Origin of the sequence: Rodentibacter haemolyticus (assembly GCF_015356115.1) — a bacterium.
Taxonomy (GTDB): Bacteria; Pseudomonadota; Gammaproteobacteria; order Enterobacterales; family Pasteurellaceae; genus Rodentibacter; species Rodentibacter haemolyticus.
In genome coordinates this window covers 2,002,574-2,026,782 of record NZ_CP063056.1, presented here as the reverse complement: position 1 = coordinate 2,026,782, position 24,209 = coordinate 2,002,574, and the positions used below count along the sequence as shown (strand labels likewise).

23 protein-coding genes are annotated in these 24,209 nt (G+C 41.7%); 10 read left to right on the top strand and 13 right to left on the bottom strand.

Annotation, left to right across the window (positions count from 1 at the left end; genetic code table 11):
• Positions 1–2: 2 nt before the first annotated feature.
• The 3 genes from rsmH to IHV77_RS09585 all read right to left on the bottom strand — a co-directional run bounded on the left by rsmH (position 3) and on the right by IHV77_RS09585 (position 3,313).
• Positions 3–971, bottom strand: coding sequence for a 16S rRNA (cytosine(1402)-N(4))-methyltransferase RsmH (rsmH, locus tag IHV77_RS09595; RefSeq protein ID WP_194811737.1), 969 nt, complete (start codon positions 969–971; stop codon positions 3–5).
• 93 nt (positions 972–1,064) lie between these two features.
• Complete coding sequence (gene mraZ / locus IHV77_RS09590) at positions 1,065–1,523, bottom strand: division/cell wall cluster transcriptional repressor MraZ (RefSeq protein WP_194811736.1); 459 nt, start codon at positions 1,521–1,523, stop codon at positions 1,065–1,067.
• 194 nt (positions 1,524–1,717) lie between these two features.
• Positions 1,718–3,313 carry a carbon starvation CstA family protein gene (locus IHV77_RS09585; RefSeq protein WP_194811735.1) on the bottom strand — a complete coding sequence of 532 codons (1,596 nt, stop codon included), beginning with the start codon at positions 3,311–3,313 and terminating at the stop codon, positions 1,718–1,720.
• A 199-nt stretch (positions 3,314–3,512) separates the two neighbouring features.
• Between IHV77_RS09585 and IHV77_RS09580 the strand changes: the two genes are divergently transcribed.
• Complete coding sequence (locus IHV77_RS09580) at positions 3,513–3,746, top strand: zinc ribbon domain-containing protein (RefSeq protein ID WP_194811734.1); 234 nt, start codon at positions 3,513–3,515, stop codon at positions 3,744–3,746.
• 147 nt (positions 3,747–3,893) lie between these two features.
• On the opposite strand, the gene artM is transcribed toward IHV77_RS09580, so the two are convergent.
• The 5 genes from artM to lpcA form a co-directional block, all read right to left on the bottom strand.
• Positions 3,894–4,577: an arginine ABC transporter permease ArtM gene (gene artM / locus IHV77_RS09575; RefSeq protein WP_194811733.1), complete on the bottom strand. Its 684-nt coding sequence runs from the start codon at positions 4,575–4,577 to the stop codon at positions 3,894–3,896.
• Complete coding sequence (gene artQ / locus IHV77_RS09570; protein ID WP_194811732.1) at positions 4,577–5,242, bottom strand: arginine ABC transporter permease ArtQ; 666 nt, start codon at positions 5,240–5,242, stop codon at positions 4,577–4,579. The genes artM and artQ overlap by 1 nt, the downstream gene beginning before the upstream one ends.
• A 3-nt stretch (positions 5,243–5,245) precedes the next feature.
• On the bottom strand, positions 5,246–5,965 hold the full coding sequence (locus tag IHV77_RS09565; RefSeq protein ID WP_194811731.1) for a lysine/arginine/ornithine ABC transporter substrate-binding protein: 720 nt from the start codon (positions 5,963–5,965) through the stop codon (positions 5,246–5,248).
• A 16-nt stretch (positions 5,966–5,981) separates the two neighbouring features.
• Positions 5,982–6,713 carry an arginine ABC transporter ATP-binding protein ArtP gene (artP, locus tag IHV77_RS09560; RefSeq protein WP_194811730.1) on the bottom strand — a complete coding sequence of 244 codons (732 nt, stop codon included), beginning with the start codon at positions 6,711–6,713 and terminating at the stop codon, positions 5,982–5,984.
• A gap of 126 nt (positions 6,714–6,839) precedes the next feature.
• A complete protein-coding gene (gene lpcA, locus IHV77_RS09555) occupies positions 6,840–7,424 on the bottom strand; it encodes a D-sedoheptulose 7-phosphate isomerase (protein WP_194811729.1) in 585 nt (194 codons plus the stop codon).
• 200 nt (positions 7,425–7,624) lie between these two features.
• Between lpcA and IHV77_RS09550 the strand changes: the two genes are divergently transcribed.
• Positions 7,625–8,452 carry a DNA ligase gene (locus tag IHV77_RS09550; RefSeq protein WP_194813274.1) on the top strand — a complete coding sequence of 276 codons (828 nt, stop codon included), beginning with the start codon at positions 7,625–7,627 and terminating at the stop codon, positions 8,450–8,452.
• A 22-nt stretch (positions 8,453–8,474) separates the two neighbouring features.
• Here IHV77_RS09550 and miaB read toward each other — a convergent pair whose 3' ends face one another.
• From miaB to IHV77_RS09530, 4 genes are all read right to left on the bottom strand, one after another.
• Complete coding sequence (gene miaB / locus IHV77_RS09545; RefSeq protein ID WP_194811728.1) at positions 8,475–9,899, bottom strand: tRNA (N6-isopentenyl adenosine(37)-C2)-methylthiotransferase MiaB; 1,425 nt, start codon at positions 9,897–9,899, stop codon at positions 8,475–8,477.
• Positions 9,900–10,124: 225 nt separating this feature from the next.
• The gene (gene xseA, locus IHV77_RS09540; RefSeq protein ID WP_194811727.1) at positions 10,125–11,444 is read right to left on the bottom strand and encodes an exodeoxyribonuclease VII large subunit; all 1,320 of its coding nucleotides are present in this window, start codon (positions 11,442–11,444) and stop codon (positions 10,125–10,127) included.
• A gap of 110 nt (positions 11,445–11,554) precedes the next feature.
• Positions 11,555–12,766 (bottom strand): ribosomal protein uL16 3-hydroxylase, encoded by a 1,212-nt coding sequence (locus tag IHV77_RS09535; RefSeq protein WP_194811726.1) that lies wholly within the window; start codon positions 12,764–12,766, stop codon positions 11,555–11,557.
• A complete protein-coding gene (locus IHV77_RS09530) occupies positions 12,763–13,068 on the bottom strand; it encodes an RnfH family protein (RefSeq protein WP_194813273.1) in 306 nt (101 codons plus the stop codon). The genes IHV77_RS09535 and IHV77_RS09530 overlap by 4 nt, the downstream gene beginning before the upstream one ends.
• A gap of 94 nt (positions 13,069–13,162) precedes the next feature.
• Here IHV77_RS09530 and IHV77_RS09525 point away from each other — a divergent pair, with 94 nt between their 5' ends.
• The 8 genes from IHV77_RS09525 to IHV77_RS09490 all read left to right on the top strand — a co-directional run bounded on the left by IHV77_RS09525 (position 13,163) and on the right by IHV77_RS09490 (position 21,755).
• Positions 13,163–13,579 carry an EamA family transporter gene (locus tag IHV77_RS09525; protein ID WP_194811725.1) on the top strand — a complete coding sequence of 139 codons (417 nt, stop codon included), beginning with the start codon at positions 13,163–13,165 and terminating at the stop codon, positions 13,577–13,579.
• 60 nt (positions 13,580–13,639) lie between these two features.
• The gene (gene pth / locus IHV77_RS09520) at positions 13,640–14,224 is read left to right on the top strand and encodes an aminoacyl-tRNA hydrolase (protein ID WP_194811724.1); all 585 of its coding nucleotides are present in this window, start codon (positions 13,640–13,642) and stop codon (positions 14,222–14,224) included.
• Positions 14,225–14,275: 51 nt separating this feature from the next.
• Positions 14,276–15,367 (top strand): redox-regulated ATPase YchF, encoded by a 1,092-nt coding sequence (gene ychF, locus IHV77_RS09515; RefSeq protein ID WP_194811723.1) that lies wholly within the window; start codon positions 14,276–14,278, stop codon positions 15,365–15,367.
• Positions 15,368–15,429: 62 nt separating this feature from the next.
• Positions 15,430–16,329 (top strand): homocysteine S-methyltransferase family protein, encoded by a 900-nt coding sequence (locus IHV77_RS09510; RefSeq protein WP_194811722.1) that lies wholly within the window; start codon positions 15,430–15,432, stop codon positions 16,327–16,329.
• A gap of 42 nt (positions 16,330–16,371) precedes the next feature.
• Positions 16,372–16,947: a uracil-DNA glycosylase family protein gene (locus IHV77_RS09505; RefSeq protein ID WP_194811721.1), complete on the top strand. Its 576-nt coding sequence runs from the start codon at positions 16,372–16,374 to the stop codon at positions 16,945–16,947.
• Positions 16,948–16,995: 48 nt separating this feature from the next.
• Positions 16,996–18,411: a basic amino acid/polyamine antiporter gene (locus tag IHV77_RS09500; RefSeq protein WP_194811720.1), complete on the top strand. Its 1,416-nt coding sequence runs from the start codon at positions 16,996–16,998 to the stop codon at positions 18,409–18,411.
• Between the two features lie 326 nt (positions 18,412–18,737).
• Complete coding sequence (locus IHV77_RS09495; RefSeq protein WP_194813272.1) at positions 18,738–20,120, top strand: DASS family sodium-coupled anion symporter; 1,383 nt, start codon at positions 18,738–18,740, stop codon at positions 20,118–20,120.
• Positions 20,121–20,447: 327 nt separating this feature from the next.
• On the top strand, positions 20,448–21,755 hold the full coding sequence (locus IHV77_RS09490) for a nucleobase:cation symporter-2 family protein (RefSeq protein WP_194811719.1): 1,308 nt from the start codon (positions 20,448–20,450) through the stop codon (positions 21,753–21,755).
• A gap of 143 nt (positions 21,756–21,898) precedes the next feature.
• On the opposite strand, the gene IHV77_RS09485 is transcribed toward IHV77_RS09490, so the two are convergent.
• Positions 21,899–24,169 carry an NADP-dependent malic enzyme gene (locus tag IHV77_RS09485; protein WP_194811718.1) on the bottom strand — a complete coding sequence of 757 codons (2,271 nt, stop codon included), beginning with the start codon at positions 24,167–24,169 and terminating at the stop codon, positions 21,899–21,901.
• Between the last annotated feature and the right edge of the window lie 40 nt (positions 24,170–24,209).

The window sequence follows — 24,209 nt, the reverse complement described above, 5'->3', positions numbered from 1 at the left end:
CCTTAACTTATTCTTTCCGCAATACGTAACACTGCACTTCTTGAACGAGGATTCGCTTGTATTTCCGCTTCTGACGGTTGAATGGCTTTGCCAATAGTTTTTAACTTTTGATTCCGCTGAATTTGATCTTCACGTAAAGGCAAACCCTTTGGAATCGCCTCACCTTTACTTTGTTTCTTCATAAAATGTTTTACCATTCTGTCTTCTAAAGAATGAAAACTAATAATGGATAGACGACCTTCCGGAGCTAACATATCCAAAGCGGCATTCAATACGCTTTCCAATTCATCCAACTCCGAATTAATAAAGATGCGAATTGCTTGGAAACTTCTGGTTGCAGGGTGTTTGTGCTTATCTTTAAAAGGTACGGATTGTGAAATCAGTTCGGCCAATTGTGCAGTGCGTGATAAACATTCTTTGCCATTTTTGACCGCACTTTTATTGTATTCTACAATTGCCGTTGCGATGCGTTTAGCAAAACGCTCTTCTCCAAAAGTTTTTAGTACCCAAGTCAAATCATCAACCGAAACTTGTTTTAACCATTCCTCAGCAGAAACCCCCTGCGTTGTATCCATGCGCATATCAAGCGGCCCGTCTTTCATAAAACTAAAACCTCGCTCGGCCTCGTCAAGCTGTGGAGACGACACGCCGAGATCAAGCAAGATCCCATCAATCTTCCCTACTAAACCTAAATTTTCACAAATTTCAGGAATATGGGAAAAACTATTATGTTCAATTTGAAAACGGGGATCTTGAATTGTTTTTGCTTCGGCAATTGCCAGTGGATCACGGTCTATAGCGATTAACCGACCGTTTGGGGAGAGTTTTGAAAGAATGAGACGGGAATGACCACCACGCCCAAAAGTACCGTCAATATAAATGCCGTTCTCTTTCAGCACCAAACCGTTCACTGCTTCATCAAGTAAAACAGTAATGTGTTTCGGAGAAGAAAAAGAATTTTGCATCATCATAATCGTTAATAGAAATAAACCAAGAGAAAAGATAATGCGGTGCAAGCACCGCTTATCCTGCTAGTGCTGCTGTTCTTTTTCTAATTTTTAAGATTAGAATGACAGCATATTTAAATTCGTATCCATCGCAAATTCGACTGTTGCCGCAACCGCGATGTCTTCATCAATTTGAGCGCTCCATTCGGTATCGCTCCAAATTTCAAATTTATTTAATTGTCCGACCAACATTAATCCTTTTTCTAATTTTGCGTGTTGGCGCAATGGACCACTTAATAAGATACGCCCTTGCGCATCCATCTCACATTCAGTGGCATAACCAAGCATTACGCGTTGCAAACGGCGTTGGTTAGGATCAAAGTTAGAAAGTGAAAGAAGTTTTTCCTCAATTTTTTCCCATTCATCTAAAGGATAAAGCAATAAACAAGGCTGGCGAATATCAACAGTACAAACCATTTGTCCTTGATTTTTTTCAATGATTTCAGCGCGATAGCGGGTTGGAATCGCAACCCGACCCTTAGCATCTAAATTTACCGCTGCTGCACCACGAAACATTTTATGTTTTAACACCTTTAAAAATTAAAATTTTTGGAAAAAATCACCACAAAAAACCACTTTTTACCACCTCAGGCTAGTTTATCGGTTGTAAGACAAAGTTGCAAGTTATTCCAATATAAAGTTCGGTAAATTTTAGGAAACAAAAAACCGTTCAAGTTTTCACTTAAACGGTTTAATTATTTTTGAATGAATTATGCGTTTGTTGTATTTACATAAGCTTCTTCATCACGATCACCTAAGGGCTTTAATAAAGTGAAGAATAACACAATACAAATTATCGTTGTTGCGAAACCTAAATATACCGATAACTGATAATCCAAGCTAAATCCGATTTTATTGTAATATAAGTACGTTGCACAAACCGTTGTAATAAACCATGCAGGGATAGAGGCAACCCAGTGGAATTTACGATAACGATATAAATATGCCGCCGCAGTCCATAACATCACCATTGCAGTCATTTGATTCGCCCAAGTGAAGTAACGCCATAACATACTAAAATCAATGGTTGAAACAAAATAACCCAGTACAAACAATGGTACGGCAATCAACAAACGTTTTGAAAGCGAACGTTGATCAATATTGAAAATTTCCGCCAATTGTAAGCGTGCAGCCCGGAATGCCGTATCACCTGATGTAATAGGAAGAACAACCACACCTAACACTGCGAAAATACCACCAATGAATCCTAAGAAGTGTAATGAGCTATCATACACCACTTTAGACGGAGAACCGGCTGAAATCGCATCTTGTAATGCTTGTGGGTTTTCATAAAATGCCAATCCCACCATACACCACACTAAAGCGATAACCCCTTCTGTAATCATCGCACCGTAAAAAATAAAACGACCTTCACTTTCATTTTCCGCACAGCGTGCCATTAATGGCGTTTGTGTTGCATGGAAACCGGATAAAGCCCCACAAGAAATCGTTAAGAACAACAATGGCCAAATAGGCACATCACCTTTAACTTGGAAATTTTGCGTAAATTTAGCCCAAGTTAAGCCCTCACCGTCCGTATTGATAGTACGGAAAAACTCTATCGGATCCGCAACCTGCAAATGTGCAGAAACCAAACCATATACCATACCAACAGACATAAAGAGCAATAACGCACCAAAGAACGGATAGATTCGACCGATAATTTTATCAATCGGCAACAATGTCGCAAGAATGTAGTAAGCGAAGATAATAATAGTCCATACCGCAACAACAGTCGCTTTATCCATCCCCCATACTTTGACACCACCGGCTTCAACAGCTTGATGAACAGCCTCTGCATCGCCAAGTTGTAACGCACCTTGAGAAGCGCCCAGCACATCCATAGTAATCGTACCCATTAACTGTGCGGGACTGGCCACGAATACCACGCCAACCAATAACAGAAGCACTAATGCAAGGATATTAATGAAAACTTTAACCGGGCGACCTAAAAATTTACCGGCAAGGTAAGGCATTGTTGCACCGCCATGGCGAATACTTAACATTCCGCAGAAATAGTCGTGCACCGCACCGGCAAAAATACAACCGAGCACAATCCAAAGCATCGCAACCGGTCCGTATAACGCACCGAGAATAGGACCAAAAATCGGTCCTGTTCCTGCAATATTTAAGAGCTGAATTAACCAAATTTTGGTTTTGGACATCGGCATATAATCCACACCATCATTGATCTGATAAGCCGGTGTTTGACGTTTAGGGTTAATAACAAAGATTTTTTCGATAATTTTTCCGTAAATGAAGTAACCAAGAATCAAAATGGCTACACAGAAGAAAAACCACAACATAAAGCACCTCAGGAATAATAATTTGTATTGCTAAAAAACACGCTAAAATAAGCGGCGTGCTATTTTATGCTAAGTTCCGATAAACCAAAAATTTAATTTATATGATTTTCACAATTTTGTGATGAATATCACATTTCCTACATATCTATTTTTGAATACAATAGGAGCCGATGAAAACTTTACTCAATGAGGATCAAAAATGGCACTCACCCGTTGTCCGGAATGCCGTAAAAAAATTAGCAATCGCGCGGTGCATTGCCCGAACTGCGGCTTTTCTTTTAAAGAAGAGGAGTTAGAAATCTACAAACAGAAATTAGAAGAGCGACGTTTACATAATGCAGAAATAAATCGAAAAAGTACAAAACTTCAATTAATTTGGCTTTGTATTTTTGCTTTATTTCTTGCTGTGGCAAGTATAGTGAACTCAATTTAAATGCGGATACAAAAGCAAGCCGAAGACAATACAAGCAGAATGGCAAGGTGCAACAATGCAATGGACAAGTTTAAATTTAACTTGCTTACATTACTCAGGGATAAAAAATGGGTTGCTTTCGCAACCCAAACAAATTTTGACCGCACTTTATGCCTTGTTCATATCCAATCGCTCAAAAGCGAGCACCTTATTTTCCAGCTTACGCAATAATAAAGTGGCAATTCCGGTGATCACTAAATAAATACCGCCGGCAATGCCATAAATTGTTAACGCATCATATTCTGTGCCATAAAGCTGACGCGCATAGCCCATAATATCCATAATCGTAATGGTTGAGGCTAAAGCCGTACCTTTAAACACTAAGATAATTTCATTACTGTAAGAAGGTAAAGCACGTTTCAATGCATAAGGAATCAAAATTTTTAAGGTTTGTACACGGCTTAAACCGAGCGCCGCACAACCTTCCCATTGCCCTTTCGGAATTGCTTTTACCGCACCGTGAAATAATTGGGTAGAATACGCCGCACTGTTTAAGGCTAAAGCAAGTACCGCACAAAACCACGCATTCGATAAAATATGCCAAAACGGGCTATTCACTACCCATTCAAACTGCCCCGGGCCTGCATAAATCAGGAAAAATTGCACAAGTAACGGTGTACCGGTAAATAAAGTAAGATATAAATTGACCGCACTTTTCACCCATACACTTTCCATTGAAAGCAAAAATGTTAAAAATAGTGCCAAGAAAAAAGCAATCAATAATGAAACGACCGTAAGTAATAAACTGGTCGGAATTCCTTGCGCAATCACGGTTAAATATTCTTGAAACATTATTTCACTCCTCTTTCAAAGCGAGTAAAACGCAGTTCTAAACGACGAATACCGGCTTGACTAATCAAGGTAACGGCTAAATAAATTAATGCGGCAATACCGTACCAAGTAAACGGCTGATGCGTATTGGTATTAATCAACTGCGCCTGACGCATTAGATCCTCCACACCGATAAGGGAAATCAACGCCGTATCTTTTAACAAAACCAGCCATTGATTACTTAGTCCGGGTAAAGCATGACGCCAAACTTGCGGCATAATAACGCGTGTAAAAGTATAACCTTTGCTCAATCCTAAAGCCGCACCGGATTCCCATTGCCCTTTTGGAATCGCTTGAATCGCACCGCGTAATGTTTGTGAGGCATAAGCCGCAAAAATTAACGACAACGCAAAAACACCGCAACCAAAAGCACTAAACTCAATGTATTCACCGGTAAGCATTTCTACCGCTTCCGTAGAACCGAAGTACACCAGTAACACGACTAAAATTTCAGGTAACCCGCGCAATAATGCGACAAATACGGCAACAGGTTTGCCCACAAAGCGATTCGCTTCCAACACAGCAAATACGATACTAAATAGCAACCCCATGATTAAAGAGCAAACTGCAAGCCCTAACGTCATTAGGGCGGCAGAAAACATTAAAGAAAGAAAATCAGCAAACATAGATTATTTTGTCATCCATTTATCATAGATTTTTTGATATTCACCATTTGCTTTGATGGCAGCCAAACCTTTATTTAAACTTGTAGCCAACTCTTTTTGGGATTTATTCATTGCAATGCCCAAACCGTTACCAAAATATTTTTTATTGGTCACTTTCTCACCCACAAATTGAATTTCCGGTTCTTTATTAATCATATCCGCAAGCACCGCAGTATCACCAAAAATGATATCGATACGACCGTTTTTTAAATCCAAAATGGCATCTTGTAAACTGGCGTAAGGTTTAGGAGTATATTGCTTCGTTTCGGCTACGGTATATTGTTGGAAAGTCGTGCCGTTCTGCACACCGATATTCTTAGCCGTCTCTAAAGTCGCTTTGCCTTTTAATGCCACATAACTTGCAGTGCTGTCATAGTAAGCATCAGAGAACAACACTTGTTTTGCACGGGCTTCGGTAATATCCATTGCCGAAATCGCCGCATCAAAGCGTTTTGCCTTTAAACTTGGAATTAATGAATCAAAAGATTCACCTTTAAATTTACAATTTGCTTCAATCTCTTTACAAATTGCCTTGGCGACATCCACATCAAAACCCACGATCTCGCCTTTTTCATTAGTAAATTCAAAAGGCGGATAACTCGGCTCCATTGCAAAAGTAATGTCCTGGGCGTTTGCTACGGCGGTAAAACCTAATAATACTGAGCTTAAAAGTAGTTTTTTCATAATATGTCCTTAATCCTTAGTGAGAAAGATATTGTTTAAATTGTTCGGTTTTCGGATATTCAAAACAGTCGGCAGATCCCATTTCCACAATCTTCCCTTGTTCCATATACACCACTTTAGTTGCTACTTTTTGAGCTACATTCACCTCGTGGGTTACAATCACCTGCGTAATGCCGGTTTCTTGTAATTCTCTAATAATATCAACAACCTGAGCAGTAATTTCCGGATCTAATGCCGCCGTAGGTTCATCAAATAACAGCACTTGCGGCTTCATCATTAATGCACGGGCAATTGCTACACGCTGCTGCTGACCGCCGGATAAATGCAACGGGAAACGCTCGGCATATTCTTCCAATCGTAAGCGTTTTAATAGTTCCATCGCTTCTTTTTTCGCTGTCGTTTCGTTTATATCCAATACTTTCATTGGTGCTTCAATAAGATTTTCAATCACTGTCAGATGAGGCCAAAGATTATATTGTTGAAACACCATTCCCACATCTTGGCGTAACTGGCGAATCGCCTTCGGGTTTGTTGTTGCTTTAGATAAATCAAATTCATTATTAGCAATACTTAATTCACCGGAAGTCGGGACTTCCAATAAATTTAACGTGCGAATTAACGTACTTTTACCTGCTCCGCTCGGGCCAAGCAACACAACGGTATCCCCTTCCTCAGCCTCTAAATTGATATCAAATAATGCTTGGGAAGACCCATAGAAAAAATTCAAATTTTTAACACGAATAGCCATTTTCATTCTCTTATCTTACAAACTGAAGAAATATTATGTTTTTATGCATAATTATGCAAGCGTAAAAAATAAAAAATCCCAAAAACTTTTGGGATTTTCCAAAATTTGGTTAGAAATGACCGCTCTTTATGCGTTTTTTGCCATTTCAAACTCAATTAACATCATTAAAATATGAATCACCTTAATGTGAATTTCTTGAATACGATCTGCATAACGAAAATGTGGTACACGAATTTCAACGTCCGCTGAACCTGCCATTTTTCCGCCGTCTTTACCGGTCATCGCAATCACTTTCATTCCTTTTGCTTTTGCCGTTTCAATCGCATTCAATACGTTTTTAGAATTGCCAGAAGTAGATAAACCGAATAATACATCACCTTTTTGTCCTACGGCTTCGACATAACGTGAAAACACATAATCATAGCCAAAATCATTACTCACGCAACTTAAATGACTTACATCAGAAATCGCAATTGCCGGATAACCGGGGCGATTTTCACGATAACGTCCGGTCAATTCTTCCGCAAAATGCATCGCATCGCAATGGGATCCTCCATTTCCACAGGAAAGCACTTTGCCCCCTTGTTTAAAACTCTCTGAAATTAGCAATGCTGCTTGTTGAATTAATTTAATGTTATTTTCATCTGAAATAAATTTATTTAATACATCTTGTGCTTCAACAAGCTCGGCTTTGATTTGATCCAAGTACATTTTTGCTCCTTTTAAAAATGAGAAAGTCTCGCAACATTGTATAGTAGATAACATGCTTTATCTAGTGATAATACAAATTCTAGACTTTCAACATTCCAATCATCATTTTTTGCGATCTCGCTCACAAAATTAGTCCAAAACACTTTGAAAATTGACCGCTCTTTTCTAGGCTCTCCATAATTTTTATTCGGAGAAATATGATGAAATTACTACGTGCCATCTTTATTTTATTTATCAGCCTAAGTTCTTATGCCAATGTTGATCTGATGCTACTAAAAAATTATGATAACCAACCCATTGAAGGCTGGGTAATGTCTGAAAAATTAGACGGTGTACGAGGATATTGGGATGGCAAACAGCTTTTAACTCGGCAAAACCAAAGGCTTTCTCCTCCCGCTTATTTTATTAAAGATTTTCCTCCCTTTGCCATAGACGGCGAACTTTTTAGCGAACGTAATCACTTTGAAGAAATCACCTCTATTACAAAGTCTTTCAAAGGCGAACGTTGGGAAAAACTCAAACTTTATGTTTTTGATGTGCCTGATGCAGAAGGCAATTTATTTGACCGTTTAAACCTATTAAAAACCTATTTGGCCGAACACCCCACACCTTATATTCAAATTATCGAACAAATTCCCGTGCGAGATAAATCCCATTTATATGAATTTTTGACTGAAGTAGAAAACAGACAAGGTGAAGGGGTTATAGTAAGAAATCCGAATGCGTCTTATGAACGAAAACGAAGCTCGCAAATACTCAAACTTAAAACCGCCCATGATGAAGAATGTACGGTCATCGCACATCACAAAGGCAAAGGACAATTTGAAAATGTCATGGGTTCATTAACCTGTAAAAACGAACGAGGCGAATTTAGGATCGGTTCAGGTTTTAATTTTAATGAGCGTGAAAACCCGCCGCCAATCGGCTCAAGCATTACTTATAAATATCGTGGATTAACAGGTTCCGGCAAGCCACGTTTTGCGACTTATTGGCGAGAAAAAAGTAAGGGCGAAAATAAAGGCAGGTGATAAAGCCTGCCTATTCATTGCATTACCCGTGGTAGCGTCCTACACCTAATTCGTCTTCTTTTCTTGTTCGCTTCATCACTTCCTGCGGTGATTGTGCAATACGCAATCCCATTTCATCTTCGGTACGCACCACTTCTCCACGTAGGGAGTTCGTGTACACATCCGTGATTTTCACATCCACAAATTTACCTATCATTTCCGGCGAACCTTGGAAATTCACAATACGGTTCGTTTCCGTTCTACCGGTTAATTCCATCAGATCTTTTTTAGACGGCCCCTCTACCAACACGCGTTGTTCCGTACCTAACATACGACGACTGAATTGTGCCGCTTGTTGGTTGATTCGTTCTTGCAACACATATAGACGTTGTTTTTTCTCTTCTTCCGTGACGTCATCCGGCATATCTGCCGCCGGTGTGCCGGGACGCGCCGAATAAACAAAACTGAAGCTCATATCAAAATTTACTTGAGCAATTAAATTCATCGTTTGCTCGAAATCTTCTGCGGTTTCCCCCGGAAAACCCACGATAAAATCAGAGCTAATTTGAATATCAGGACGGGCGGCACGTAATTTACGAATAATCGATTTATATTCCAACGCGGTATGCCCTCGCTTCATCATCGTAAGAATACGGTCGGAACCCGCTTGCACCGGTAAATGTAAGAAACTGACTAATTCCGGCGTATCACGATATACATCGATAATATCATCGGTAAATTCAATCGGATGACTGGTGGTGAAACGTAAACGATCAATACCATCAATTGATGCCACTAAACGAAGTAATTCGGCAAAACTACAAATTTGTCCGTCATAGGTCGGGCCACGGTAGGCATTTACATTTTGACCAAGTAAATTGACTTCCCGCACACCTTGTTCGGCAAGTTGTGCGATCTCAAATAACACATCATCCACCGGGCGGCTTACTTCTTCACCTCGGGTATAAGGCACAACACAGAAAGTACAATACTTGTTACAACCTTCCATAATCGAAACAAATGCGGTCGGTCCCTCGGCACGAGGCTCCGGTAAGCGGTCGAATTTTTCAATTTCAGGGAAACTGATATCCACCACAGCACTTTTACCGCCACGGATTTGATTAATCATTTCCGGCAAACGGTGTAAGGTTTGCGGTCCAAAAATAATATCGACATAAGGCGCACGGCGACGAATATGTTCGCCCTCCTGTGATGCCACACAACCGCCCACACCAATCACTAAATTCGGATTATTTTGCTTTAATTCTTTCCAACGTCCCAATTGGTGGAACACTTTTTCTTGCGCCTTTTCACGAATAGAGCAGGTATTCAACAACAACACATCCGCTTCTTCCGCTGTTTCCGTCAATTCAAGCCCATGGGTGCTTAATAATAAATCCGCCATTTTTGATGAATCATATTCATTCATCTGGCAGCCCCAAGTTTTAATATGTAATTTCTGCGTCATCTTTCTACAATTATCAATTTATCCAATAAAAACGGTCGGCTATTGTACAGACTTATCTATATTCTTACCAGTCAAAATTTAGGGAAAGCCGGCTAACGCTTATTCGGTGAAGTTGAAACAATACCAATAAAATCAAGATTTTTGATGGTGGCGTGATTTCCTCATAAAAGAGTATTATTTCTATTTTGGAGAGATGTCATATCGCCATTTTATTATCACTTAACCTTACACCACTCTACTCACAATATTTCCATCCGCTACTTTTGTGGTAAGCAACTCTCCCTGTCGTATATCTTTCACGCTTGTGATTGCTTTTCCCTCCGCATTTTCCGCAATGGAATAACCGCGAGCCATTACCTTCAATGGACTTAATCCATCGAGTTTTCCGCATAAAGCCGCCAATTTATTTTGGCGTTCGGTTACTTGACGATTTGTACTGAAATTTAACCGCACTTTAAGTTGTTCCAACTGTTGTTGGTGGCGTTGAATACCATAAGGTAGCGGATTTTGTCGTAATCGAACGGAAAGTGCGGTTAATTTTTGCTGTGTTTTTTCAAACTGACGTTGTACGGCAAAGTGTAAACGTTGAACAAGATGTTCATTTCTTTCCCATTGAATATGCAACTGATTTTGCGGATGTTGATTTTGTAAACGTAAAGTCAGTTGTTTTAATCGCTGATTTTTTTGTGTAAATAAGCGATCAAATGCCATCGCTAAACGTTGCTGTTGATAGTTCAATTGTTGTAACAGTTCATCTTGATTTCGACTGACCAATTCCGCAGCGGCAGACGGCGTTGGCGCACGAAGATCCGCAACAAAATCGGCAATGGTTACATCCGTTTCATGCCCAACGGCACTGATAATCGGTAACACGGAACGAAAAATCGCACGCGCCACCTCTTCTTCGTTAAAACACCAAAGATCTTCCAGTGATCCACCACCGCGTCCAACGATAAGCACATCGACTTCCTGCCGTGTATTTGCCAATTCAATCATCCGCACGATTTCCTCCGCCGCTTCTCTGCCTTGCACTGCCGTAGGATAAATCACCACTTTCAGACTAGGATCGCGACGTGCCAAAATATGTAAAATATCTTGTAATGCCGCACCGGTTGAGGAGGTAACAATACCCACGGCTTTACTAAAGTGCGGTAACTTTTTCTTGAGATTTTGTGCAAATAATCCCTCTGCCGCAAGCTTTATTTTCAATGTTTCGAATTGCTGCTGTAATAAACCTTCACCGGCAGGGTGCATTGATTCAATAATTAATTGATAGTCTCCACGTGGTTCGTACAAACTCACATTGGTACGAACCAGCACTTGCATTCCATTTTGCGGACGAAACGCCACACGCAAATTTTTCATACGGAACATAGCGCAGCGCACCTGTGCATTTTCATCTTTTAAAGTAAGATACCAATGCCCCGAAACAGGTTGTGTGAAATTAGAAATCTCACCGCTCAGCCAAATCTGTGAGAAATGTCCCTCTAAGATTTGGCGGGCTGCATTATTGAGTTGAGAAACGGAATAAATATTTTCTGACATAATGAGTTACGATTAAACGGTATTATGTATCACTTGCACAAAGAGAATTTTATCTCCGAGATTAGGGCAGAGTGTCGTTAGTAAAGGGAAATCAGTCCATTATTTTATTATCAGTCCATGATCACCCAACCATCATCAAGCCAGTTGCAGATGGAGTCTAGCAACAACGCCATCACCGTTTCAGGATCTTCTGCACCACTGACTAAATCGGTTAAAAATGCCCAATCCAACGCCTCGCCGTCAGCTAAACGTTTTAGCGCCTCCGTTTCAATAAGATTCAATTCATCCAACCATTCGCCGTTGGCATAAATTCGGAGGGGATTTTCAGTGTAAAGCAATTTGCAGTTGCTATCTTGAGCAAGCCATGCGCCTTCTTCTAAAATCGACCGTACTTCATCAGGATCACTTATTTCGTCAGGCACCAATAATTCATATCGGCGTGAACTCACTGCACTCGCTACCGCTTGTTTAAAGAGCAGGTCAAAAGCTTCGGAATGCGCAAGTTTATCCAGTAATTGTTGTTTCATTGCACGGATATTTTCATCGGCAAGTTTACCGGTTCGTTGCTCCGACTGAGTCAAACGAAGCGGAAAATCAAATTCGCTTAAATTTAAATCAGGATCTTGATGGCAAAAACCTTTACCAATACCCTCAATTAACTGGTTCAGATTCGGATAACGTAAGCCGAAAGAGAAAGTCAGGCAATCATTTTCCGCCACGCCGTAATGCGCCATTCGGGCTGGGATATAAAGAATATCGCCCGGATTCATCACCTCATCAATAACCAATTCCCCCATCTCATCAAAAATTCGGATCGGCTGATTCGGTTTAAATTCCGTGCTTGGATCACACCATTTACCTAACTGCCAGCGGCGTTGGCCGTAGCCTTGCACAAGAAAAACATCATATTCGTCATAATGTTTACCCACCGAACCGCCTTTCGGTGCGTAAGACACCATAATATCGTCCCGCTGCCACTGAGGAATAAAGCCGAATTTATTCCAAAGTAGCCCTAACTCCGGCGACCATTGCTCCATATTTTGAACAAGCACCGACCATTTTTCCGGCAATTTCTGAAAATCTTTTTCCGTTAAAGGGCTGAAAAATACTTTCCAATCATCTTCCCCGTAAGTTTTCACTAAACGTGCGGTAACTTCCTCATTTTGCGCCAACTCAATAATATCTTGAGGTTCAAATTGCCCGACAATTTCCGGTAAGCCATTACGAATAATCAGTGGCTTTTTCTGCCAATAATCACGCAAAAAAATTTCAGGTGTAATGTGTTCGGGTAAACAAAAATCGGTATGCGAAAGTGCGGTCATTTTTTCTCTCCTTTTTCTTTGGCGGCTTGTTCTGCCGCACGCTTACGGCGAATTTCTTTCGGATCAGCCAGTAACGGACGATAAATTTCAATGCGATCGCCCTCTTTTAATACATCGGTTAATTTTGCCGGACGGCTGAAGATCCCCACCTTATTTTCCCGCAGATCAATGTCTATAAATTGTTGCAAAATGCCCGATTGTAGAATTGCCGTTTGCACCATTGTGCCTTCATCTACTTTGAAAGATTTCAAATAATAGCGTTCCGGTAGAGCGTAGGCGATTTGAATATTAATCTGATTCATCATAATTTCTTCATACCCAAAATTTGGGCTATTATAGCGAAAAATACCGTGAGTTTTAACGATAGTGAATTAAATTTAAAAATAAGGAAACATAATGAATTGGGTACTTTTCGCCATAGGCTCGGCCTTTTTCGCAGGTCTTACGGCAATTTTAGGTAAACTCGGCGTGGAAGGAATGAACAGTAATCTTGCTACATTTATTCGCACTATCGTGATTTTATTGGTTACCGCGGGCATTCTTTCCGCCCGAAACGAATGGCAACTGCCTCAACATATCGCCGCAAAACCCTTTACCTTTTTGATTTTATCGGGCATAGCCACGGGATTATCCTGGCTTTGTTATTATCGTGCGCTGCAACTCGCCCCGGCCTCTTGGGTTGCTCCCATTGATAAACTCAGCGTTGTTATCGCCATTATTTTAGGGGTTGTCATTTTAGGCGAGCCGTTAAGTTTGAAATTAGTGATAGGAAGTTTATTGATTTTATCCGGTGTATTGGTTTTGGCGTTATAGATTGAGAATTTATCGCTTTTTCGCTACAATGCGCCACTATTTTTAACATCATTATGCACTATGTCAAAAATTAAACTCATCGTAGGCTTAGGCAATCCCGGCGATAAATATGCGGAAACGCGTCATAATGCCGGAGAATGGTTGATCGAGCGTTTAGCGCGCCGTTTTAATGTTTCATTAACCCCTGAAAATAAATTCTTCGGCAAAACCGCCCGCACTTTAATAAACGGTAACGAAGTACGTTTGCTCGTACCGACAACATTTATGAATTTAAGCGGTAAATCGGTGGCGGCATTAGCCGGATTTTATCGCATTAAGCCGGAAGAAATTCTGGTGATTCACGATGAGTTGGATTTACCGCCCGGCACGGCAAAGCTCAAACAAGGCGGCGGACATGGTGGGCATAACGGCTTGAAAGATATTGTGGCGCAACTCGGCAATAATAACAATTTCTACCGCTTACGCTTAGGTATCGGTCATCCCGGACATCGTGATTTGGTGGCAGGTTATGTGTTAAACAAACCTTCCCCGACTGATCGCGAAGCGCTTGAGAAAGCCTTAGATGAAGCAGCCAATTGCGTAGAATTAATTTTCAAAGACGGGATGGTCAAAGCCACCAATCGTTTAAACGGTTTTAAAATTTAAAAGTGCGGTCATGCTTACGACCGTTTTATTCAAAATAATTAAGGAAAAATTATGGGATTCAAATGTGGTATCGTAGGTTTGCCGAATGTAGGTAAATCCACCCTCTTTAACGCACTCACCAAAGCCGGCATTGAGGCGGCAAACTATCCGTTCTGTACTATCGAACCCAATACCGGCGTAGTGCCAATGCCTGATCCGCGTTTAGATGCTTTGGCTGAAATCATAAAACCGGAACGCGTATTGCCAACCACAATGGAATTTGTAGATATTGCAGGATTGGTTGCAGGGGCGAGCAAAGGCGAAGGCTTGGGAAATAAATTTCTCGCCAATATCCGTGAAACGGATGCTATCGGTCATGTTGTACGTTGTTTTGAGAATGATGATATCGTACACGTTGCAGGAAAAATCGATCCTTTAAGCGACATTGAAACGATCAATACCGAACTGGCGCTTGCTGACTTAGATAGCTGCGAACGTGCAATCCAACGCTTACAAAAACGTGCTAAAGGCGGTGATAAAGAGGCAAAATTCGAGCTTTCCGTTATGGAAAAAATTCTGCCGGTACTTTCAGAAGCAGGAATGATCCGCTCAGTCCCACTTGATAAAGAAGAATTGTTGGCGATTAAAAGCTATAACTTCCTAACCCTTAAACCGACAATGTATATCGCCAATGTGAATGAAGACGGCTTTGAAAACAATCCATACCTTGATAAAGTGCGTGAATTTGCCGAAAAAGAGGGTTCTGTGGTTGTCCCTGTTTGTGCCGCCATTGAAGCGGAAATCGCAGAATTAGACGATGAAGAAAAAACCGAGTTTTTACAGGATTTAGGTATTGACGAACCGGGGCTAAACCGTGTCATTCGTGCAGGTTATGCTCTATTAAACCTGCAAACTTACTTTACCGCCGGTGTAAAAGAAGTCCGCGCGTGGACGGTTTCCGTTGGTGCAACCGCACCGAAAGCCGCTGCCGTTATTCATACTGACTTCGAAAAAGGTTTTATCCGCGCCGAAGTGATCGCTTATGATGATTTCATTCAATTTAAAGGCGAAAACGGTGCAAAAGAAGCGGGTAAGTGGCGTTTAGAAGGGAAAGATTATATCGTGCAAGACGGCGATGTAATGCACTTCCGTTTCAATGTGTAAAAACATGACCAAAACCGACCGCACTTTTTAGTGCGGTATTTTTTAAATAAGAGAAAGAGAATATGTCAAACATCACTATTTTAGACGGCGGCATGGGGCGTGAACTGGCACGCCGTAAAGCACCTTTTCAACAGCCGGAATGGTCTGCCCTCGCCCTGTATCAAAAACCGACCGCCGTTCAACAAGTGCATGAAGATTTTATTAAAAGTGGCGCACGCGTAATTACCACCAACAGTTATGCCGTCGTTCCCTTTCACATTGGCGATCAACGCTTTCAAGCCGATGGCAAAATGCTTGCAGATCTTGCCGGTCGCTTGGCGAAAAGTGCGGTCAAAAATAGCCGTGTTTCCGATGTAAAAATCGCAGGCTCTATTCCTCCTCTGTTCGGCTCTTATCGTTTTGATTTATATGAACCAAAACGTGTGAAAGAAGTCGCCCAACCTATTATTAAAGGGCTTTCTCCTTATGTGGATTTCTGGTTGTGCGAAACCCAAAGCTCGGCAACCGAACCGCAAGCCATTAAACCCTTATTACCCAAAGATCATCGCCCGCTATGGGTTTCTTTCACGCTTGAAGATGATGAACCAACGGATATTCCCCGCTTACGTTCCGGTGAAACAGTGCAAAGTGCGGTAGAAAAAATGATTGAATTAGGCGTGGAAGCCATTTTATTTAACTGCTGCCAACCCGAAGTCATTCAACAAGCACTGAGGGTTACACTGGAAATCTTGAAAATAAATCAAGCGACAGAAATCCGTATCGGCGCTTACGCCAATGCTTTCCCTCCTCAGCCTAAAGACGCAACGGCAAATGACGGATTAGATGAAATTCGTGACGATCTCAATCCGCAACAATACCTCGTGTGGGCTGAAAAATGGCTGGAAAACGGCGCGACTATTATAGGCGGTTGCTGTGGAATCGGGCCGGAGCATATTCAGACTTTGGCAGAAAAATTTAAATAAATAATCAATATTGGCTACCCTAAAACAGATAATGAGAAAACGATGCAAACATTAGAAGAAATCACCGCAGCAATCATCTCTGCCCCTGAAAATGCGTCTTTCACTTCCCGTGGTATTAAACCGCTTTTTGCCGCCCCAACCACCGCACGGATCAACATTGTCGGGCAAGCTCCCGGTTTAAAAGCGGAACAAACCCGTCTTTATTGGAACGATAAAAGCGGTGATCGTTTACGTGAATGGCTTGGGATTGATCGTGAGACGTTCTATCATTCCGAATCCCTCGCCGTTATTCCGATGGATTTTTACTATCCGGGAAAAGGGAAATCAGGTGATCTACCGCCACGTAAAGGCTTTGCCGAAAAATGGCATCCGCAAATTCTCGCCAACTTGCCTAATGTTGAACTCACGATTTTAATCGGGCAATACGCACAAAAATATTATTTACCGCACAACAACTTGAATGTAACGGATACGGTAAAAAATTATCGCAAATTTCTACCGCACTTTTTACCTCTCGTCCATCCTTCCCCACGTAATCAAATGTGGTTAAAGAAAAACCCGTGGTTTGAACAAGAGGTCGTACCGGCGCTACAACAACGCATAAAAGAAATTTTGTAGTGAATTACAATGAATTAAATTTAATCAATTTTCAGGAAAGCATTAATTATGTCACACAAAAAAATCGGCTTACTATCGCTAACGGCATTAGTATTAAGCTCTATGATTGGGTCCGGTATCTTCAGCTTGCCACAAAATATGGCGGAAGTTGCAGGTTCCGAAGCTTTAATTATCGGTTGGGGCATTACCGGCATAGGCATTATTTTTCTTGGTCTATCTTTCTTTTTTATTTCTCGATTACGTCCTGAATTAGACGGCGGCATTTATACTTACGCACGTGAAGGCTTTGGCGAACTAATGGGGTTTATGTCGGCTTGGGGATATTGGTTGTGCGCAACCATCGGTATCGTAGGCTATCTGGTGGTTGCTTTTGAAGGCTTAGGAATGTTTACGGACAGTGAAAGTGCTGTCATTTTTGGGCAGGGAAATACTTTTTACTCTTTTATCGGCTCTTCGGTTATCGTATGGCTTGTGCATATTTTAATTGCCAAAGGCGTAAAAGAAGCCGCCACGGTCAATCTTATTGCGACTTTTGTGAAAGTATTTCCTCTCGTGCTATTCATCTTGCTTGCGTTATGGTATTTCAATCCCGAAACCTTTAATCACGATGTAAAAGCCACGTCATTAAACAATGGCGTGACGGATCAGGTAAAAAATACGATGTTGATTACCCTTTGGGTATTTACCGGTGTGGAAGGTGCGGCGGTATTATCGGCACATGCTAAAAAACGCTCGGATGTGGGGCTTGCCACAGTATTAGGCATTTTAATCGCGTTGACACTCTATATCGCAATCACTGTTCTTTCTTTGGGGATTTTACCCCGTGAGACCATCGCCGCAATGTCCAATCCGTCTATGGCAGGGTTATTAGAAGCGATGATCGGAGGCAGTGGTAAAGTCATTATTACAGCCTGTTTAATTGTCTCCGTACTTGCCTCATACATCAGTTGGACGATGTTTTCTACCGAAGTGCCTTATCGCGGCGCAAAAAACGGTGCCTTCCCCCAAATTTTCAACAAACTCAATAAAAACGGGACACCGATAAATTCCCTTTGGTTTACCGGTTTTGTGGTGCAATTTTGTTTAGTTTTGGTATTGCTCACAGGGAAAAGCTATAACGCTTTATTGCTTATTTCCACCTCAATGATCTTAGTACCTTACTTCCTCATCGGGGCTTATTTATTCAAACTTGCCGTACAACAAAAAGCGGCTTGGTATATCAAACTTACCGGCTTTATGGCTTCGGTTTACGGTTTGTGGATTTTATATGCCGCAGGGTTAGATTATTTGTTACTTTCCGCGTTGTTATATGTGCCGGGAATCGCGCTTTTCCTTTACTCCCGCTATCAATATCAAGGCGGAAAATTTAATCTAACCCGTTGGGAAAAAATCATTTTATTTATCATTGCCTTGCTATTTATTTGGGCAACTTATGATGCATTCACAAGTGTAACTTGGGGATAATACGAAAAAGTGCGGTCAAAAATTCCAGCATTATGTATTAGCCCACAAAGTGAAAAGTAGGGTGGTGCAACTTGTTGCCCACCATTGAAATTCACGGTTTGGAATTGGTGGGCAAAAATTTGCCCACCCTACAAAATCGTTATTTAGCAATATTTGTGCAAGTGCTACATAATATCGAAAAATCCTTGTGTTTTTTTGATCGCTTACTCTTTTGATACGAATCAATTCTTCGTCGCTTTTCCATTTCTGAAAATCTTCCCTATGCTATAATCCGCCGTCTTATCAATGAGCATTAAGGAATATTTATGCAACAAACACCGGTTACGATGAAATCGCCAAACCGTGATGTAATGAGTAAAAACACCATTATCTTTATTGCCGATGCGGTGCTTTTCTTCATTTTACTTGCAACACTCCCTTTTGAACCGGCTGCCAATAAAGGTTTAGCATTGCTCGCTTTTGTTGCGATTTTGTGGCTAACAGAAGCGGTAAACGTAACGATCACCGCACTTTTTGTTCCTATTTTGTCCGTGCTACTCGGATTAGTGAACAGTCGCCAAGCCTTAGTTGCATTTGCAGATCCGACAATATTTCTCTTCTTTGGTGGTTTTGCCATTGCGACAGCCCTGAATATACAAAAAATCGATCAAATGATTGCCAATAAAATTATGCAATTGGCGAAAGGTCGTTTATTTCTGGCGGTACTTTATCTTTTCCTCGCCACGGCATTTCTTTCAATGTGGATGAGTAACACGGCAACCGCCGCTATGATGATTCCGCTTTCGATGACCATCTTAAGCCAGCTTGATCGAAACAAAGAGCGTAATACCTATATTTTTGTGTTACTTGGTATTGCTTATAGTGCTACCATCGGAGGTATGGGAACACTGGTAGGTAGCCCGCCAAATGCCATTGCTGCCTCTCAGTTACACTTAGATTTTGCCGCTTGGTTGAAATACGGCACTCCGGTGATGACTCTCCTATTTCCACTTGTTATCGGCTGGCTCTATATTATTTTCAAACCAAAATTAAATTTACATTTTGATGCACAATTCGCCAAAATCAAAATGAATAAAAAACGCTTCCTCACCCTCATCATTTTCTTTATTACGGCATTTTTATGGGTTTTCGGCGGTTATATCAATCCGTTTATCTCAACGCTATTAGGATTGCCTACCATTATCGGTAGCTTTGACAGCATGGTCGCCCTAACCGCAGCAATAGCCATTTGCGTAACCGGTATCGCCAGCTGGAAAGAAATCCAAGAAAACACGGAATGGGGCGTATTATTCCTATTCGGCGGCGGCTTAACATTAAGTGCCGTATTAGAAAGCTCGGGCGCAAGTAAAATTATGGCTGAGGGGATCGTGTTTATTATTGAAGGCGGTCACTACTATGTGATGGCATTAATTGTTGCCGCATTTATTGTGATTCTAACGGAATTTACTTCAAATACGGCAAGTGCCGCTCTCCTTGTGCCGATTTTTATTTCTATCGCACACGCCTTAAATATGCCGCCATTAGGTTTCGCGCTCACGATTGGTCTTGGCGCATCTTGCGCATTTATGATGCCGGTGGGGACACCGCCGAATGCCATTGTGTATGCAACCGGTAATGTAAAGCATTCGGATATGATCCGCGTAGGTAAATATATCGATGTAACCTGTATGTTTGTCATTGCAACTATTGCATATATTTTCTGGATGTAGATCTTTTTTAAATTCAAAGAGCGGTCAAAATCATCGGTATTATGTATTAGTTAAACAAAGAGAATTTTATTTCTGATATTTCTTGGGGTAGGTGTGTTAGCCGTAGGCATAACGCACCTTTCTATTAATTATCAATAAATCAATCCATTACGGTGCGTTACGACTTCGCCTAACGCCCTCTACGATATTTTGTGCAAATGCTGCATAATCCCCGAAAATCATCATCTTTTTTGACCGCACTTTCTTTTCAACTCGCTATCGCAAACGATTGCCTTCACAGCAATTTTACGTATAATTCGCGCTTTCTTACTAACTTAAGGTTCCGTTATGAATAATCAACTCCTTTACTCTGTTGAAGACAAACCGCCCTTTGGGCTGAGTTTGTTGCTTGCCGCACAGCATCTGTTAGCGGCTCTTGGCGGTATTATCGCCGTTCCTTTAGTCATCGGTAATGTGTTAAAACTCCCTACCGAAGATACCATTACATTGGTCAATGCCGCACTGTTAATTTCCGGTGTGGTGACGGTAATTCAATGTCGTGGTTTAGGTCCGATTGGCATCCGTTTACCAAGTGTGATGGGAACAAGTTTCACCTTTGTTGCTGCGGCACTCGCCATCGGCTTTAGCGAATATGGTGTTGCGGGGATTCTAGGGGCTTCTTTGGTGGGATCTTTGGTGATGATTATCGGTAGTTTCTTTATGCCGTACATTCGCAAACTTTTCCCACCTGTGGTAACAGGTACCGTGGTTATGATGATTGGTTTAAGCCTTATTCCTGTTGCCGTAGATTGGTTTGCCGGCGGGCAAAGGGGGGATGCCGATTATGCCACCCCTGAAAACTTAATGATGGCAAGTTTCGTATTGGTCATCGTCGTAATATTGGTACAATGGGGTAAGGGAATTTTCTCTGCTGCAGCAATTGTTATCGGAATGATGGCTGGTTATCTACTTTGCCTCATTCTCGGTTGGGTAAATTTTGACGGCGTAGCAAACGCACAAACTTTTGCCGTTCCACAACCACTACATTTCGGCTTAACCTTCCCAATCTCCGGTATTATCGGAATGTCAATTGCTTACTTAGTCACAATTGTGGAATCAAGCGGTAATTTCCTTGCTTTAGGCAATGCAACCAATACCGAAATCACCGGTAAACATTTACGTGGAGGAGTATTAGCGGATGGCTTAGGGTCTGCGCTTGCCGCCATTATGTCCACAACACCATTTTCTTCTTTCTCGCAAAATATCGGTGTCATTTCCTTAACCGGCGTGGCAAGCCGCCACGTGGTAGCCCTCACCGGCGTATTACTCGCACTGGCAGGGTTATTCCCCGTATTCGGCGCCTTAATCGTTTCCATTCCATTGCCGGTACTTGGCGGAGCAGGCTTGATGATGTTCGCGATGATTATTGCAGCGGGAATTCAAATGCTGGATAAAGTAGAACGCAGTAAACGCAATGGTTTAATCATTGCCATTTCAATCGGTTGCGGCTTGGCTGTTACAACCCGTCCGGAACTCCTTGATAAATTACCGCACTTTTTTAAAGAAGTTCTCGGTTCTGGTATCACTGTCGGCTCATTATTCGCATTAATTTTAAACCTCATCTTACCGGAAGATAAAAGCACGGCAGAAGAATAAGCAAAACGAAAAACATTCCAAAAACAGACCGCACTTATGCGCTAAATCAAAAGTGCTCCGCACCAAAAAATCCGAACAGATAACCTAACGATTGAGTCCTGTAATCTACAGGACTCAAATTTTTTAAATTAAATTCACAATAGCTAATCTTGTTGTGCTTTCACCGCCGCATAAGCAATCATATTGATGATACGGCGAACGGAAGCTGTCGGATTTAAAATATGAGCGGATTTATTTACTCCCATCAAAATCGGCCCTACCGTGATCGCTGTCGTTGTGCCTCGCAACAGGCTATAACTAATACGTGCGGCGCTTAAATTCGGAAATACAAGCAAGTTTGCCGAACCTTTTAACGGACTATCCGGCATAATGTCACGGCGATGCTCTTCATTCATTGCCAAATCACCGCGCATTTCACCGTCAATCATTAATTTCGGATTACGTGCTTTCACGAGTTCTAACACTTCGCGCATTTTCGGTGCGCCCAATTCATTTGATGAACCGTAATTTGAATGAGAAAGTAAAGCGACGGCAGGCTCAATACCGAAACGATGCACTTCCTCTGCTGCCATTAAGGTAATTTCCGTTAATTCTTCCGCAGTCGGATCGGTATTCACGTGAATATCCGTCAAAAATACGTTACCGCTTGGCAGAACCAAACTCTGTAAACTCGCCGGCACTTTCACATCGTCTTTTAATCCGATGATGTCTTGAATTGATGCTAAATGTTTACCGTAAGAACCGAATAAACCGCAGATTAAACCGTCCGCATAGCCGAGATTAACCAAAATAGAGGCAAGCACGGTGGTATTTGAACGCACTACACGTTTTGCTATCGCCTGAGTAATGCCTTTACGTTTGGTTAATTCATAGTAATGTTTCCAACATTCTTCATAGCGCGGATTGTTTTCGTTATCGACAATCTCAAAATCAACGCCCGGTTGTAAACGTAAACCAAGTTTTTTAATTTTGCTTTCAATCACAGCTTCACGACCGATTAAAATCGGTTTTGCCAACCCCATAGAAATCACTTCTTGTGTTGCGTGTAAAGCGTTGGTTTCCTCGCCTTCTGCAAGAATAATACGCTGTGGCGCTTGTTTCGCCTGATGGAAAATCGGGCGCATAAAGAGGCTTGTTTTATAAACAAATTGCGTTAATTTTTCGATGTATTCGTTCCAATCCGAAATCGGACGGGTTGCCACACCGGATTCCATTGCGGCTTTTGCCACCGCAGGGGCAATACGCACGATTAAACGCGGATCGAACGGACGCGGGATCACATAATCGGCACCGAAAGTCGCCCCTTCTCCGCCATAGGCGGAAGTAACCACTTCATTTTGTTCTTCAAGGGCAAGATCCGCAATGGCATAAACCGCCGCACGTTTCATTTCTTCATTAATGGCGGTTGCTCCCACATCTAATGCACCGCGGAAAATAAATGGAAAGCAAAGTACGTTATTCACTTGATTCGGATAATCGGAACGACCCGTACAAACGATCGAATCAGGACGAACGGCTTTGGCTTCAGGCGGCGTAATTTCCGGGTTCGGATTGGCTAATGCAAGAATAATCGGATGCGCCGCCATGGATTTCACCATATCTTGAGTTAATGCTCCCGCCGCCGAACAACCGAGGAAAATATCCGCATTCGGCATTGCATCAGCCAATGTACGCCAGCCGTTGTCATCAATGGCATAATCTTTTTTGGTTTGATCCATTCGATCATCACGATTTTTATACACCACACCTTTAGAATCACAAATGGTGATATTTTCTCGTTTCATTCCTAATGATAAAAGCAAGTTCAAACAAGCAATGGAGGCAGCACCGGCACCGGATGCCACAAGACGAACCTCTTCAATTTTCTTACCGACAATGCGAAGTGAATTGATAATCGCCGCAGCACTGATAATCGCCGTACCGTGTTGATCATCATGAAATACGGGAATATTCATTCGTTCACGCAGTTTTTGCTCAATATAGAAACATTCCGGAGCTTTAATATCTTCAAGATTAATACCGCCGAAAGTCGGTTCAAGAGAAGCGATAATATCGACCAGTTTATCCGGATCACGCTCGTTAACTTCAATATCAAACACATTAATACCGGCGAATTTTTTAAATAATACGCCCTTTCCTTCCATAACGGGTTTACCCGCAAGCGCACCGATATTACCTAATCCTAGCACCGCCGTGCCGTTTGAAATTACCGCCACTAAATTTCCACGAGCCGTATATTTATAAGATGCCAAAGGATCTTTCTCTATTTCCAAACAGGGTTCCGCCACGCCGGGAGAATAAGCGAGTGCTAAATCGCGCTGGGTTGCCAGTGATTTTGTTGGGGTAACTTCAATTTTTCCCGGAATAGGAAATTCGTGAAAATCCAATGCCGCTTGGCGTAATTGTTCGCTCATATAAATAATTCTCCATTGTAGTGGTACGAAACTCGATTCC

What these genes read in the sequence shown, in the direction of transcription:
- rsmH (WP_194811737.1), bottom strand. Translation starts at nt 971, where the DNA reads ATGATGATGCAAAATTCTTTTTCTTCTCCGAAACACATTACTGTTTTA.
- mraZ (WP_194811736.1), bottom strand. Translation starts at nt 1,523, where the DNA reads ATGTTTCGTGGTGCAGCAGCGGTAAATTTAGATGCTAAGGGTCGGGTT.
- IHV77_RS09585 (WP_194811735.1), bottom strand. Translation starts at nt 3,313, where the DNA reads ATGTTGTGGTTTTTCTTCTGTGTAGCCATTTTGATTCTTGGTTACTTC.
- IHV77_RS09580 (WP_194811734.1), top strand. Translation starts at nt 3,513, where the DNA reads ATGGCACTCACCCGTTGTCCGGAATGCCGTAAAAAAATTAGCAATCGC.
- artM (WP_194811733.1), bottom strand. Translation starts at nt 4,577, where the DNA reads ATGTTTCAAGAATATTTAACCGTGATTGCGCAAGGAATTCCGACCAGT.
- artQ (WP_194811732.1), bottom strand. Translation starts at nt 5,242, where the DNA reads ATGTTTGCTGATTTTCTTTCTTTAATGTTTTCTGCCGCCCTAATGACG.
- IHV77_RS09565 (WP_194811731.1), bottom strand. Translation starts at nt 5,965, where the DNA reads ATGAAAAAACTACTTTTAAGCTCAGTATTATTAGGTTTTACCGCCGTA.
- artP (WP_194811730.1), bottom strand. Translation starts at nt 6,713, where the DNA reads ATGGCTATTCGTGTTAAAAATTTGAATTTTTTCTATGGGTCTTCCCAA.
- lpcA (WP_194811729.1), bottom strand. Translation starts at nt 7,424, where the DNA reads ATGTACTTGGATCAAATCAAAGCCGAGCTTGTTGAAGCACAAGATGTA.
- IHV77_RS09550 (WP_194813274.1), top strand. Translation starts at nt 7,625, where the DNA reads ATGAAATTACTACGTGCCATCTTTATTTTATTTATCAGCCTAAGTTCT.
- miaB (WP_194811728.1), bottom strand. Translation starts at nt 9,899, where the DNA reads ATGACGCAGAAATTACATATTAAAACTTGGGGCTGCCAGATGAATGAA.
- xseA (WP_194811727.1), bottom strand. Translation starts at nt 11,444, where the DNA reads ATGTCAGAAAATATTTATTCCGTTTCTCAACTCAATAATGCAGCCCGC.
- IHV77_RS09535 (WP_194811726.1), bottom strand. Translation starts at nt 12,766, where the DNA reads ATGACCGCACTTTCGCATACCGATTTTTGTTTACCCGAACACATTACA.
- IHV77_RS09530 (WP_194813273.1), bottom strand. Translation starts at nt 13,068, where the DNA reads ATGAATCAGATTAATATTCAAATCGCCTACGCTCTACCGGAACGCTAT.
- IHV77_RS09525 (WP_194811725.1), top strand. Translation starts at nt 13,163, where the DNA reads ATGAATTGGGTACTTTTCGCCATAGGCTCGGCCTTTTTCGCAGGTCTT.
- pth (WP_194811724.1), top strand. Translation starts at nt 13,640, where the DNA reads ATGTCAAAAATTAAACTCATCGTAGGCTTAGGCAATCCCGGCGATAAA.
- ychF (WP_194811723.1), top strand. Translation starts at nt 14,276, where the DNA reads ATGGGATTCAAATGTGGTATCGTAGGTTTGCCGAATGTAGGTAAATCC.
- IHV77_RS09510 (WP_194811722.1), top strand. Translation starts at nt 15,430, where the DNA reads ATGTCAAACATCACTATTTTAGACGGCGGCATGGGGCGTGAACTGGCA.
- IHV77_RS09505 (WP_194811721.1), top strand. Translation starts at nt 16,372, where the DNA reads ATGCAAACATTAGAAGAAATCACCGCAGCAATCATCTCTGCCCCTGAA.
- IHV77_RS09500 (WP_194811720.1), top strand. Translation starts at nt 16,996, where the DNA reads ATGTCACACAAAAAAATCGGCTTACTATCGCTAACGGCATTAGTATTA.
- IHV77_RS09495 (WP_194813272.1), top strand. Translation starts at nt 18,738, where the DNA reads ATGAAATCGCCAAACCGTGATGTAATGAGTAAAAACACCATTATCTTT.
- IHV77_RS09490 (WP_194811719.1), top strand. Translation starts at nt 20,448, where the DNA reads ATGAATAATCAACTCCTTTACTCTGTTGAAGACAAACCGCCCTTTGGG.
- IHV77_RS09485 (WP_194811718.1), bottom strand. Translation starts at nt 24,169, where the DNA reads ATGAGCGAACAATTACGCCAAGCGGCATTGGATTTTCACGAATTTCCT.